This is a genomic window from Novosphingobium sp. Gsoil 351 (assembly GCF_009707465.1).
Taxonomy (GTDB): domain Bacteria; phylum Pseudomonadota; class Alphaproteobacteria; order Sphingomonadales; family Sphingomonadaceae; genus Novosphingobium.
On sequence record NZ_CP046120.1, the window covers coordinates 2,205,364 to 2,217,657 of the forward strand.

The window sequence follows — 12,294 nt, forward strand, 5'->3', positions numbered from 1 at the left end:
ATGCGAATCCTCATTTTCGGCACCTTGCCAGCCATGCTGTTCAAGTTTCACGGCGCGCTGATCGAAGCGCTCGTCGCAGCCGGCTGCGAGGTTCACCTCGCGGCCGGAGGGCTTACGCGCGACCTGGAATATGCGCCGCGCCTTGCACGGCTAGGCGCAAGGCTGCACGACGTGCGTCTCGATCGCAACGGGACGAACCCGCTCGCCGACCTGGCTACGCTGTCGCAAATCGCTCGCGTGATCCGGGCGGTGCGGCCTGACGCGATGCTCAGCTACACGGTCAAGCCCGTGGCGTACGGAACGTTAGCCGCCTGGGCATTGCGCGTCCCGCGCAAGGTCGCACTGGTTGTCGGCCTTGGCTATGCCTTCACGGACGAAGCTGGGTCCAGTCCCAAGCGCAGGGCAGTGCGCTTGGTCATGAGCGCGTTGTATCGGCTCGCTTTCCGCGCTGCGGACCTCGTGGTTTTCCAGAACCGGGACGACGAGCGCGAGGTCCGCGCGCTAGGGCTGCTCACCAAGCGAGACGCAAGCGCGGTGGTCGATGGCTGCGGGGTCGATCTCGCCGCGTTCCCGGCCCAACCCCTCCCGTCGCGCCCGGTCTTCCTATTCGTCGGGCGCTTGCTCGTAGACAAGGGTGTTCGCGAGTTTGTCACCGCCGCGCGCACTGTGCGAGCCCGCTTCGCGGCGGCGCGATTTGTCCTGCTCGGCGGGCTCGACACCAATCCATCCGGCATCTCCGCCGATGAAGTCGACGGCTGGGTGCGCGAAGGAGTGGTCGAATGGCTCGGCTACCACGAGGACGTGGCGCCGGCATTGCGCGAGGCGAGTGTGTTCGTGCTGCCGAGCTATCGCGAGGGTCTCCCCCAGTCAGCAGTCGAGGCGCTTTCTTCGGCTAAGCCGATCGTCACCACCGACGTGCCGGGGTGCCGCGAGACCGTCGTCCACGGTGAGAACGGACTGATAGTCGCGGCTCGAGACGCAGTTGCGCTGAGTACGGCGTTGGCCGAGCTTGCTGGAGCGCCCGAACTGCGTGAACGCATGGCACGCGCCTCACGCGATCTGGCCGAGCGTCGCTTTGATGCCCGTCTCGTCAATCGCCAGCTATTCGTGGTGTTAGGCCTGGAGGCGGAATGACCGCGCCGCGCATCCTTATCGTCGGGGCAAGTGGAAGGCTGGGAGGATTTCTGCGCCGTGCATGGCGGGAGGAAACGACGCCGTTCGTCTCGGTGTTTCAGCATCGCCGATCCGAGCCGGGCGCGCTTAACTGGTCCAATTTAGCAGAGCCAGCGCCGCTACTGCGCGAGCGCGCCGCGACTGAGCCGTTTGCCGCGATGGTGATGCTCGCCGGTGCGCTTCCCGGACGCGGTGCGGCGCTTAGTAACGCGGGTCTCGCCGAGATGGCGCTCTCGGCAGCCCATGCTGCGGAGATTCCGCGAGTGCTGCTGGCCTCGTCGGCAGCGGTCTACGGAGCGGGGCGGGCGCCCTATGCCGAGGACGATCCTTGCACACCCTTGAGCGATTACGGAGCCGACAAGCTCGCTATGGAAACCGTCGGCGAAAGCTGGCGGTCGCGCGGACTCGAGGTGACGAGCTTGCGGATTGGCAACGTCGTCGGGGCGGACGCGCTGCTGGGCTATGCTGATATGGATCGGGCTAAGGTCATCGACATCTACCCGGACGGGCGAGGCCCGGTGCGCTCCTGGCTCGGGCCGCGTGACTGGGCCAAGGCCGTGGCCGCACTGGTGCGCGCGCCGGGCGCCTTGCCTCGGACTATCAACCTCGCCAGCGAGCCCCCCTTCGCAATGGACGAGCTGGCGGACGCCGCTCGACTAAACTGGGCTGCTCGGCCGGCACGAGCGGATCCGCGGCAGGTCATCACTCTCGATACGAGCCTCCTCGGCCAGCTGACCCGAGTGCCGGTTGACACTTCGCTCGAGGCGCTAATTACCCAGTGGCGCGACTTCGGATCCATGCGATGACCCCAGCCAAGCGCCTGTTCGACATCGCCGCAGCGCTTGGGCTCCTGCTTGTGCTCGCGCTTCCCTTGGCGTTGATCGCGCTGATTGTACGCATACGCGACGGCCGCCCGATCTTTTACATCTCCGAGCGGATGCGCACTGTCGAACAACCCTTTGCGCTGATCAAGTTCCGGACGATGGCGGAGGCCGGCGACGATTCCGGGGTTTCCGGCGGGGACAAGCTGAACCGCATCACACCCACCGGACGATTCTTGCGGCGCTACCGGCTGGACGAATTGCCCCAGCTGTTCAATGTCCTGCGAGGCGACCTCACCTTCGTCGGCCCGCGTCCGCCGCTGCGCCAGTATGTCGAGCGTTTCCCCGAGCTTTACGCACGGGTCTTGCGCTCGCGCCCCGGGGTGACCGGACTGGCGTCGATCGTCTATCACGATCATGAGGAGCGGCTGCTGGCCCGCTCGCGCTCCGCGGAAGAAACCGACGCGATCTACTGTCGCAGTTGTGTACCCCGCAAGGCGCGCCTTGATCTCGTCTATCAGCGCCACTCTTCGCTATGCTGGGACGTGCTGTTGATGCTGCAGACCACTATCGGCGTGCGTGCGAGCGGCCAGCGCAGGCGACACTAGCCGGATGACTTACGCGGTCCCGTCTCGCGGCGCTCGCCGGAAGCGACGAACGACAAGTTACTACGGTTCGCCGCCTGGACGAAGTCGACGATGGGTATAACTGGTGCGATGACGGTTGATTCGCTCCACGCGTCTCCCGCGGGCCCTTCGACCCAGTAGCGCTGCGCAACCGATCCAAAGGCTGTCGGCTCGAAATGAATTTCCGAACGGTTGACGGTCTGGAACTGTCCCGTGCTGCGCAAGACTTTGCCTGGGCCGAAAATCCCACGTATCCGCAGCGTGACCGCTTCAAGATATTCGATTTCGCCAGCTGACTCGCATCCTTCCGCGAAGATAGTCAGCTGATGTGCGAAGTTTGCGCCCGACAGCCGGAAGCCACAAGTGCCGGCGCGGGCCTCGCCGCCTGCTACCGCCTGATTGCTAGTGTAAATGATCGCCGTCACCGCCGCGGCGTTGTGCAGGCGCACGGGCGCGCCGACGGGGTTATAACTGTGGCAGGTCAGAGGGCCATGAATCGTAAGCGCGCTGCACGAGGGAGGTCCGCCCTGTTCAGCGAACTGCGAAGGGACTTTCCAGAAGTCCGTGTTGGTGAAAGCCAGCGCAGTGTCCGCCTTCCAGTAGCCCGGAGTGACGACGCTCGCCAGCTCGGCGCTGTGGTTGAGCCAACCGATCGAGCCTTGCCTGCCATATGCTTGCGGCGAACTCACGATGTCGATGTCAACGTTGTCGAGGACGTTGAACTGGGCGTACTGGCTGCTCTGCGCGCGCCGGTCCGCGATGCCACAGAGCGATGGATTGCGGCGACCGGAACAGACGGAGAGGCCACGGACAACGGTGCGTTGCGAGCCGATCCGGTCAATTACGGGGTAAGCCCCGGTCTCGCCCCACAGCACCGTACCGGAATGGGCGCCATAGACCTTGCCGCTGCCGGCACCCTCGAGCACCGAGCCCGCTGGCTTGAGCGCCATGTTTACGGAGCGCGAGCGAATGAGAATGTTACCAAGCGGCAAACGCACCGTGTGGTGCCGCGATAGCGCTCGATTGAGCGCCTGCGCGTCATCGGTCCCGTGCCCGGTCGCCGGATCGTAATCGGCCATGAGCCCGAACCACACTGCTTCGACCGCGCCACGCCCTGAGACCCGATGCCACAGGCCGCAGCCCGCCGGTCCGTCGGCGAACCATGCCTCGAGCGCGAGTTGGTCATCCCAATCGTCCGGAAATGCGCGCTGCGGATCGATTACTGTGCCGCCGTCGTGCGTCCGCTTCAGCGCAGCAGCGTTCCACACGAAGCGCCCGCCGCCACCATCGCCTGTTTCATGGTAGCCGAGCACGTCGAGATAAGCGCCGTCGGTCCCCACCAGCCCGCCCAATCCGCTCATGGTCCGGATCGTGCCGCCGGTGTGTGCGGGCATGGACTCGGTCTGAGCCGCGCAAGCGACGGGGACGGCCAAACCGATCCCGGCGATCAATCCGCGACGCGAGGAGTTGAACTTGTTGTCGCGGGCCACCTATCTTCAATCTCCCGGATGCGGACTCGCTTAAACCTAGGCCAGCGCGATATCCGGCGCATCTTCCTGCTTCATGCCGATCGTGTGGTAGCCCGCATCGACATGGTGTGTCTCACCCGTCACGCCCGCCGCAAGGTCCGACAACAGATAAAGGGCCGCACCTCCGACATCGTCAATCGTCACATTGCGGCGGAGCGGGGAGTTAAATTCGTTCCATTTGAGGATGTAGCGGAAGTCGCCGATCCCTGAGGCCGCCAAGGTCTTGATCGGTCCCGCCGAGATCGCATTAACGCGAATTGCGCGGGGCCCGAAGTCATTGGCGAGGTACTTGACGCTGGTCTCTAGCGCCGCTTTCGCCACGCCCATTACGTTATAATGGGGGATCACCTTCTCCGCACCGTAGTAGCTAAGCGTTAGGAGCGCGCCGCCGCCTTTGCCTGTTTCGGGATCGAACGCCGGCATCATTTCCGCAGCACGCCGCGCCACCGCGGTGAAGCTGTAGACGCTGATGTTCATCGTCATCAGGAAGTCGTCGAGCCCGATGTCAGCATAAGGCCCGCGCAGGGCTTCCTTGTTGGTGAAGCCTATGGCGTGGACTACGAAGTCGATTGTCGGCCAGCGCTCGGCCAGCTTGGCAAAGGTCGCGTCTAACTCGGCCTCGGTCGAAACGTCGCAGTTCAGCAGGAACGGCTCGCTGTCGCCCGGATTGAGCAGTTGCCCCGCGAGTGGCCGCACCCGCTTTTCCATGACGTCACCCTGATAGCTGAACGCCAGCTCGGCGCCCGCGGCGTGGAGAGCCTTGGCGATCCCCCAGGCAAGTGACTTGTCATTTGCAAGGCCCATGATCAGCCCGCGCTTGCCGTTCATCAATTGGGGCATCGATCCCGTCGCCTGCGAGGTCATGCGGTCGCTTCTCCGTCGTCTTTGAAGGGTTCGCGCTGCACGCGCGCCCGATTATCCGCCTGGCCGATCATGTCGCGCTCTTCCGGAGTCTCGGTCAGAGCGGCGTTCAGTTCGGCGCCGACGACCATCCCTAAGCCGACCAGCCAGAAAAAGAAAAGCACGATCATGACCCCGGCCAAGCTGCCGTAGGTCGCATCGTAGCTGAAGAAGCGACGCAGCACCGCGGGCAGCGCGATCGTTACCGCCACCCACCAGGCCGTCACCAGCAGCGCGCCGGGCCACTTGGGGTATCGCCGCTTGCGGTAGGCGCCCGGGGTCAGCGAAAGGAACAGCAGGTAGATCGAAAGGTACAGCCCCAGCGCGGGGATGAACCGGGTCAGCGCGAGCTGGTCGATCAGATCGACCAATTGCGGGAACCACGCGTCGATCACCTCTTGCACTGCGCCGATCAGCACCTGCACCGCCAGGCTGACCAGAAGCAGCAGCACCGCGGCGATGATTACCCCGCTCGAGGCCAGGCGATAGCGCCAGAACGCGTGTTCCCAGTGGGTGCCATAGGCGCGCCGCAGAATGTCGCGGATCGTCTCTACCAGGCTGCCGACGGTCCACAGGCCGACGATCCCGCCGATCCACAGCAGCCAGCCCGAGCGCGCATCGACCACCCCGCGCGCGACCGGTTCGATCGCGTTGGCGACCACCGGCGGCACCGCGAGCAAGAACGCGTTGATCGAGGCCGCGCGCTGGCTTTCCTCGCCGACGATGGAGAAAATCGCTGCGACCAGGATGAAGAACGGAAATAGGGAGAGGATCGCCATGTAGGCGAGGTTGCCGGCGTGAATGAAGCCGTCGTTGTAGGCGCCCGTGGCGACGCGTTTGACGATTTCGAGGAAGCGGCTGCCCGGGCCGAAGTGCTGCCTGGCGCGTTCCTCCAGACCCGCGCGCGTGCGCAGCGCCTGCTTGCGGCGGGCTTCGGGGGAAAGGTCGGGCAGTTCGACGAGCGGCTTGGCGTCGGGGGGAAGGGTCGGTTCGGGAGACGCCACGAAAGCCTAAACGCCCAGCTTGGCGCGCAAGTTCCGCTCGTCGCGCCAGCCTTCGAGGCGCTTGGCGAGGTCGCTGTCGTCGGCCGGCACTTCGACCTGCAAAGTCACCAGCTGGTCGCCGCGCACGCCGTTCTTGGCTGTGAAGCCCTTTTCCTTGAGCCGCAGCGTCCGGCCGCTGCCGCTGCCCGGGGCGACCGTCAGCATTACCGGGCCCTCGACGGTCGGCACGCGGACCTTGCCGCCTCTGACTGCCTCGTCGAGCGTGATCGGCAAGTCGAGGCGGATATGGTCGCCATCGCGGCGGTAGAACGGATGGCCGCCGATTTCGATCGTCACGATCGCATCGCCGGCACCGCCCGGCCCCGGTTCGCCGCGCCCGGCGAGGCGCATCTGGGTGCCGGTTTCGACGCCCGCCGGCAGCTTGAGATCGATCGTTTTGCCATCGCTCAACGTGATCCGCTGCGGCGCGCGGGTGGCGGCGTCGATGAAGCCAACTTTGAGCCGGTACTGGACGTTGGCGCCCTTGGGCACGGGGCCGCGCCGGGCGCCCCCGCCCCTTCCGGCGCCCATGCCGCCCGGTCCGCCACCGCCGAACAAGCCCTCGAAGATGTTGCCGAGATCGATCCCCTCTGCCCCACCGCCGCCGAAGCCTTCGAAGTCCTGGGCGCGAAAGCCGCCTTGGCCGCCGCGAAAGCCGCCGCCGGGTCCGCCGCCGCCGCCGCCGAAGCCGAACGGCATCGCCGGGTTGCCGTCAAAGTCAATCTCGCCGCGATCGAACCGGGCGCGCTTGTCCTTGTCGGAGAGCAAGTCGTAGGCCTGGGTGACCTCGGAGAATTTTTCCGCCGCCTTGGGCTTGCCGGTGTTGCGATCGGGATGGAGCTCCTTGGCGAGCTTGCGGTAGGCGGACTTGATTTCCTTTTCGGTCGCTCCGCGAGCGACGCCCAGGATCGAATAGGGATCGGCAGCCATGCGGAGTAGCTAGGGTCAACGCGCCTGTACGGCAACCCACGCGCTTTGATTGTCGCCTTTGGGCCTGTCAGCGGGTGACATGATCGCCTCGCATTGCTCAGGGCGCGAAGTGCATTTGGCGCGGGCGATGAGGCCTGGCAGTCCCAGCATCCTCAAGCACCCGCCGATGCGGCGAACGCCGCGCAAACACCTCCGCCAGCGCAACCAGATCGAGCCCGTAGCGGATTTCGAACGCAGGCTCGCCGATCTGGTGCTGCTCGGCGTGGTGGGCGCGACACAGGCTGATGGTCCAGCGATCGGAGGGTTTGAGCGCAATCCCGCCGTCGGTTCCTGTGCGGACATGGGCGCACTCGATGGGCCCGGCAAGGCAGCCGGGTACCGAGCAGCGATGCTTGCGCACCCAGGCGCGGTGCGCGGGACAGGACCGCACGGGGTTGGGGCGGCGCTCGCGGACGAGCCGGGGCGGGAGGGACACGCTAGCCATTTGCGGCCAGCCCTTCCGCGACCGCGATGGTGCTCGCCCGCTTCGCCCGCGCCGGCTTGGACTGAGAGCCGGTGCGCTTCACGCCCGCTCCGGCTGATGCGCGGGCGGCGAGGACTGTACCATCCACCGGCTCAGACGAACCTGCAGCTTCGGCGGTGACGATTGCCGCGACCGCCTGCGCCAGCACCTTGCGCCGCGAAGCAATGGCCCACCCGACCCGCGCGTAAGCGGTGGGCTGCTCGCGCGCCAGCGCGGAGAGCTGGGCGCGGTTGCTGGCGAGCAGCCGCTCGATCGCCTCGGGGGTGACGCAGCTTTCGACCACCGCGGCGATGTCCTCGGCCCACTGCAGCCAGCCTTCGACGGGCGCGGGGAGGGCTGCCACCCTGCCGCGGCCGGACGAGCTGCGGCCCGACGGGCCGGGGCAGGGTGAGTTGCGGTCCGGGTCCTCGCGTCCGCTGGCGGGGATGCAGAACGCATGGAGCACCGCGTGCTTGTAGGCCGAGGTCATCGCCTTGGCGCTGGCCTTGTCGCCATGGTCGAGCGCCTCGCCGACCGCCTCGATGGTGTGCGACGAGCCATCCTCGACGCTGACCAGGTCGAACGCGACGCGCAGGACCACGTGGATCAGCGCTTCCCCGGCGGGATCGGTCCGCTCGCCCTGGGTGCGCTCGAGCACCCGGGGCAGGATACACAGCCTGTGCTCGGCCAGCAGCGGCGCGAGCCGCTCGACCACCTCGTCGATGGCGCGATAGGCATAGCCCTCGTCGCGGTTGATCCGCTCCCTGGGCAGGCCGTGATGGGCGAAGGCGGCGGTGATGGCGCTGATCGCACCGTAGACCCGGGGCAGGCTCATGAGCGTTGCCCGCGGATCGGAGCGGCCTCCCTGATGGTGATCGCGCCGGCCTTGCTGCGTTTGGCCTCGATGCCGTGGCCGTAGGCGCGCGCGACATCGGCCTCGACCAGTTCCTTCAGCGACGAGGTCGCGGTGGCATGCGTCCTGGCCGCCTCGCGGTGCTCGAGCCAGTCGGCCGCGAACGTGGCCCAGGCGTTGTGCCCGGTCATGCACACCTCGCGCACCCCCACCGGTTTGGGAGCATGGCTGATGATGCTGATCACCGGAGGCTCGCCGCTTCGGACACAATGCCAGAACCGCATCTCGGCCTCGAGCAGGTCTTCCTGGTACATCCAGTCCGAGGCCACTTCGTAGACCTCCCACTTGGAGTTGCCGTAAAGCACCGAGAGCAGCGCGGTGTCGCAGCCCACCACCGCCATGGTGTGCTGGAGCTGGGGCATGTAGCGCTGCAGCACTTCGTCGGGACTGCCGAACGGGCTGGTGTGCTTGGCTTCCCAGATCGCTCCTCGCTCCATCACGTAACCATCGAGCGTGGCGCTTGCGCCAAGGTCGGACCGGGCAGCGCACCCGTTCGCCGACGCGGGTGACCGCATGCCCGACCAGCTTCTCGTACCACTGGCGGTTGAACGCCTCGGTCCAACTGCCGAGCATCACCGGCAGCTTGTCCGAGAGGTCTTCGGGCGCCTCCTCGCCGCGCTTCTCGCGCCAGAGGCGCAAGATCCGCTCCGCCGACCCCGACAGGATGGTGTTGGCGTCCGAACCGCCGATACTGCCTACTCGCTCGGCGAGGGCCGCCGCGCTGAGGCCAAGCGAACCTAGCTCGGGCCAGGGGACCGATCCCCGCAATGGCTCGCGCTCGGGTTGCGCGGCCGATCGAGGCCGACCTTGCGGAGTGGGCAGCACCTGCGCTGCTTGATCCTGTTTTGCCATGCGAGTTGATCCGCGTTTGCCCGCGCGCGGGTTGCCGGCATGGACCTGGGGCGAGGGCGCGGCGCGAGATGGCTGGGGGTTGGTCATCACAACACGCTCCCCGTGCCAATCGTGGTGCCAGTGGTGGTCTCACTGACCGCTAAGACCGCCGGGGTGATCGCGTAGCGCGAGATGCCATCGCGCATTGTCCGCACGATCGCGTGGCGTTTGTGCCGCAGTGTGGTGAGCGCGGCGCGGACGCTGTGCGACTGCCATCCCGTCGCCGCCATCAGCTCATCGATGCTGACGCCGCCGGGCTGACCAAGCAGCTCCATGACCACGGTGTTCTTGCTCCGCGGCGGCAGCGCCTTGGCATTCTTCGGCGCTGTGCCCTTTCTTGCCTGCGCTTCGGATAGCGGTTTCCGCCCGCGCGTGGCGACGCGGCTCGGGGCGTTGGTGGTCTTGCGGATCATGGGGTGTCTTTCGGTGTTCGAAGCCGCACCAGTGCTGCTTCCACCGACCACACCCCCGCCGGTCAGCCGGTCGGGGGTAACGCGCCGCTCAAGCGGCTGCATTCGCACGAGCAACCAATGCTCGCTTCGCCAGCACAGTCCACTCGAATGTCGAACTCCCCAGCACAAATCCGCGTCCGGCAAAAAGCTGGGTCACCGAGACCAGGGTCCTGCGTCAAAGAACGTGTCCGAGTAGCAGCGGAAATCCGTCGCGCCGCAAGCTTTGAACTTTTTGTCGAGCCAAAACCGGCATTTGCGCGTTGTGCCTGGAGACCTGGGTGTTCCGGGCGCAGAGGAACGATCACATGGTCAAACAGACGGAGCAGTCCCGCGGTAGCGGCGGCGAAACACATCAGCGCGGATCCGACGAGCTTCTCACGACCAACCATGGCGTTGGAGTCAGCGACAATCAAAATAGCCTGAAGAGCGGTTCGCGCGGTCCGACGCTGCTCGAAGACTTCGTCCTGCGCGAGAAAATCTTCCATTTCGACCATGAGCGCATCCCCGAGAGGATCGTTCATGCCCGCGGCACGGGTGCGCATGGCGTGTTCGAGGCGACGGCGGATATTTCCGGGCTTTCGAAGGCAGCGGTGTTCACCAAGGGTGAGAAGACAGAGGTCTTCGTTCGCTTCTCGACGGTGGCGGGCGGAGCGGGATCGGTCGACACGCCGCGGGACGTTCGCGGTTTCGCGGTCAAGTTCTACACGCGCGAGGGCAACTGGGATCTGGTCGGCAACAACATCCCGGTTTTCTTCATCCAGGATGCGATCAAATTTCCCGACCTCGTCCATGCGGTAAAGATGGAGGCGGACCGCGGCTATCCGCAGGCCGGCAGCGCGCACGACACCTTCTGGGATTGGGCCTCGCTGATGCCCGAAACCACACATATGCTGATGTGGGCGATGTCCGACCGAACACTACCGCGTTCGTTACGGATGATGGAAGGTTTCGGGGTTCATACTTTCCAGCTTGTCAACGCCGCCGGGAAAGTCAGTTTCGTCAAATTCCACTGGCGACCCCGGCTGGGCATTCAGTCGACCGTCTGGGACGAGGCGCTGAAGCTTCAGGCGGCTGACAACGACTACCACCGGCGCGATCTGTTCGAAGCGATCGATACCGGTGCGTTTCCGCAGTGGGATCTCGCGATCCAGGTGTTCGATCAGGCGTTCGCCGATGCGCAGCCTTACGACGTTCTCGACGCGACGAAGCTGATCCCCGAAGAGGACGTCCCGCTCCGCGTGATCGGGACCCTGACGCTAAACCGCAACGTCGACAATTTCTTTGCTGAAACCGAGCAGGTTGCGTTCCTGCCGAGCAACATCGTGCCCGGCATCGACTTCTCGAACGACCCGCTGCTCCAGGGGCGGCTGTTCAGTTATCTCGACACGCAGAACTCGCGCCTTGGGACCACCAACTTTCACCAGATTCCAGTCAACGCGCCGCGCTGCCCGTTCGGCAATTTCCAGCGTGACGGCAAGATGCAGACGATGGTGCCCAAGGGCCGTGCCAATTACGAGCCCAACAGCCTGGCAGCGCACGGCGAGGAAGGCGGACCTCGGGAGAATCCCGAGCGGGGCTTCGTCACGGCAAGCGCCACAAGGGGCGATGACGAAACGGGCGACAAGCTTCGCGTCCGGGCCGAGACCTTTGCCGACCACTACACCCAGGCGAGGTTGTTCTACCGCTCGCAGGACGCTCACGAACAGGCGCACATCGCCTCCTCCTTCGTCTTCGAGCTCTCGAAGGTAGGTCTGCTGGACCAGGTGCCGCCGCGAATGGTCGCCAATCTGCGAAACGTCGATGAGGATCTGGCCAAACGCGTCGCAGCTGGCCTCGGCATCCCCCTGCCGCCCAAGGCGAAAGCAGCGAAGCCGACACTCGATATGCCGCCCTCCGATGCGCTGTCGATTCACAAGAAGATGAAGGCAACGCTTGAGGGGCGCGCGGTCGGAATCCTGATCGCCGACGGTACCGACGCGGCTGATCTCAAGTCCATGGTCGAAGCGGTGACCAAGGCCAAGGGCAAGCCGGTGCTTGTCGCGCCCAAGATCGGGGGCGTGAAACTATCCGATGGCAAGTTGCAAAAGGCGGACGGTCAGCTGGCGGGTTCACCCAGCCAGCTATTCGATGCAGTCGCGATCATTCTCTCGGACGAGGCCTGCGCGATGCTCCTCGCAGACGGCGCGGCTGTCGAGTTCGTGATGAACGCGTATGGGCATCTCAAAGCGATTGGCGCCAGCGCGGCAGCGCAGCCGCTGCTCGACAAGGCGGGTGTCAAACCGGATGAGGGTGTGACGACCTTAGGTGCTGCGTTCGTCAAAGCCGCTGCTCGGCGCTTCTACGACCGCGAGCCTCACATTCGCACCTTGGCGTGACCCCACGGGTGCAAGTGGCGGAATAGGGCGCGGCTGTCCCTGACTTGAGTGCCGGCTCAAATCCAGGGAGCAGACTTTGGATATCTTCACACCTTGGCTGGTGATATCTCACGCGCGTCCTCAAGTGCTATAATCGCAA

12 protein-coding genes are annotated in these 12,294 nt (G+C 65.5%); 4 read left to right on the forward strand and 8 right to left on the reverse strand.

Going from position 1 to position 12,294, the window contains the following annotated elements; genetic code table 11:
* The 3 genes from GKE62_RS10680 to GKE62_RS10690 are packed head-to-tail and all read left to right on the forward strand — an operon-like array spanning position 1 to position 2,602.
* Positions 1 to 1,134, forward strand: a complete 1,134-nt coding sequence (locus GKE62_RS10680) for a glycosyltransferase family 4 protein (RefSeq protein ID WP_154692231.1) — start codon at positions 1 to 3, stop codon at positions 1,132 to 1,134.
* On the forward strand, positions 1,131 to 1,979 hold the full coding sequence (locus GKE62_RS10685) for an NAD(P)-dependent oxidoreductase (protein WP_154692232.1): 849 nt from the start codon (positions 1,131 to 1,133) through the stop codon (positions 1,977 to 1,979). Before GKE62_RS10680 ends, GKE62_RS10685 begins: the two co-directional genes overlap by 4 nt.
* The gene (locus GKE62_RS10690; protein ID WP_154692233.1) at positions 1,976 to 2,602 is read left to right on the forward strand and encodes a sugar transferase; all 627 of its coding nucleotides are present in this window, start codon (positions 1,976 to 1,978) and stop codon (positions 2,600 to 2,602) included. The genes GKE62_RS10685 and GKE62_RS10690 overlap by 4 nt, the downstream gene beginning before the upstream one ends.
* On the opposite strand, the gene GKE62_RS10695 is transcribed toward GKE62_RS10690, so the two are convergent.
* The 8 genes from GKE62_RS10695 to GKE62_RS10725 form a co-directional block, all read right to left on the reverse strand.
* Positions 2,599 to 4,110: a hypothetical protein gene (locus tag GKE62_RS10695; protein WP_195908341.1), complete on the reverse strand. Its 1,512-nt coding sequence runs from the start codon at positions 4,108 to 4,110 to the stop codon at positions 2,599 to 2,601. The two genes, GKE62_RS10690 and GKE62_RS10695, sit on opposite strands and share 4 nt — an antisense overlap.
* 36 nt (positions 4,111 to 4,146) lie before the next feature.
* Positions 4,147 to 4,989, reverse strand: coding sequence for an SDR family oxidoreductase (locus GKE62_RS10700; protein ID WP_154693675.1), 843 nt, complete (start codon positions 4,987 to 4,989; stop codon positions 4,147 to 4,149).
* A 20-nt stretch (positions 4,990 to 5,009) separates the two neighbouring features.
* Positions 5,010 to 6,053, reverse strand: coding sequence for a YihY/virulence factor BrkB family protein (locus GKE62_RS10705; protein ID WP_230206635.1), 1,044 nt, complete (start codon positions 6,051 to 6,053; stop codon positions 5,010 to 5,012).
* Positions 6,054 to 6,059: 6 nt separating this feature from the next.
* Entirely contained in the window at positions 6,060 to 7,022 is a 963-nt protein-coding gene (locus GKE62_RS10710) for a DnaJ C-terminal domain-containing protein (RefSeq protein ID WP_154692235.1), read from the reverse strand.
* Between the two features lie 97 nt (positions 7,023 to 7,119).
* Complete coding sequence (locus tag GKE62_RS10715; RefSeq protein ID WP_230206636.1) at positions 7,120 to 7,497, reverse strand: hypothetical protein; 378 nt, start codon at positions 7,495 to 7,497, stop codon at positions 7,120 to 7,122.
* A gap of 1 nt (position 7,498) precedes the next feature.
* Positions 7,499 to 8,359: an ERF family protein gene (locus tag GKE62_RS18515; protein ID WP_195908342.1), complete on the reverse strand. Its 861-nt coding sequence runs from the start codon at positions 8,357 to 8,359 to the stop codon at positions 7,499 to 7,501.
* Positions 8,356 to 8,952 carry a hypothetical protein gene (locus GKE62_RS18520; RefSeq protein WP_195908343.1) on the reverse strand — a complete coding sequence of 199 codons (597 nt, stop codon included), beginning with the start codon at positions 8,950 to 8,952 and terminating at the stop codon, positions 8,356 to 8,358. Before GKE62_RS18520 ends, GKE62_RS18515 begins: the two co-directional genes overlap by 4 nt.
* Before the next feature lie 423 nt (positions 8,953 to 9,375).
* Positions 9,376 to 9,741 carry a DUF3489 domain-containing protein gene (locus GKE62_RS10725; RefSeq protein ID WP_195908344.1) on the reverse strand — a complete coding sequence of 122 codons (366 nt, stop codon included), beginning with the start codon at positions 9,739 to 9,741 and terminating at the stop codon, positions 9,376 to 9,378.
* A gap of 344 nt (positions 9,742 to 10,085) precedes the next feature.
* Here GKE62_RS10725 and GKE62_RS10730 point away from each other — a divergent pair, with 344 nt between their 5' ends.
* Positions 10,086 to 12,155 (forward strand): catalase, encoded by a 2,070-nt coding sequence (locus GKE62_RS10730; protein WP_154692238.1) that lies wholly within the window; start codon positions 10,086 to 10,088, stop codon positions 12,153 to 12,155.
* The last annotated feature ends 139 nt before the right edge of the window (positions 12,156 to 12,294 follow it).

Coding starts and splice junctions, on each gene's coding strand:
- GKE62_RS18520 (WP_195908343.1), bottom strand. CDS start 8,952: ATGCGGTCACCCGCGTCGGCGAACGGGTGCGCTGCCCGGTCCGACCTT.
- GKE62_RS10690 (WP_154692233.1), top strand. CDS start 1,976: ATGACCCCAGCCAAGCGCCTGTTCGACATCGCCGCAGCGCTTGGGCTC.
- GKE62_RS10685 (WP_154692232.1), top strand. CDS start 1,131: ATGACCGCGCCGCGCATCCTTATCGTCGGGGCAAGTGGAAGGCTGGGA.
- GKE62_RS10725 (WP_195908344.1), bottom strand. CDS start 9,741: ATGATCCGCAAGACCACCAACGCCCCGAGCCGCGTCGCCACGCGCGGG.
- GKE62_RS18515 (WP_195908342.1), bottom strand. CDS start 8,359: ATGAGCCTGCCCCGGGTCTACGGTGCGATCAGCGCCATCACCGCCGCC.
- GKE62_RS10700 (WP_154693675.1), bottom strand. CDS start 4,989: ATGCCCCAATTGATGAACGGCAAGCGCGGGCTGATCATGGGCCTTGCA.
- GKE62_RS10680 (WP_154692231.1), top strand. CDS start 1: ATGCGAATCCTCATTTTCGGCACCTTGCCAGCCATGCTGTTCAAGTTT.
- GKE62_RS10730 (WP_154692238.1), top strand. CDS start 10,086: ATGGTCAAACAGACGGAGCAGTCCCGCGGTAGCGGCGGCGAAACACAT.
- GKE62_RS10710 (WP_154692235.1), bottom strand. CDS start 7,022: ATGGCTGCCGATCCCTATTCGATCCTGGGCGTCGCTCGCGGAGCGACC.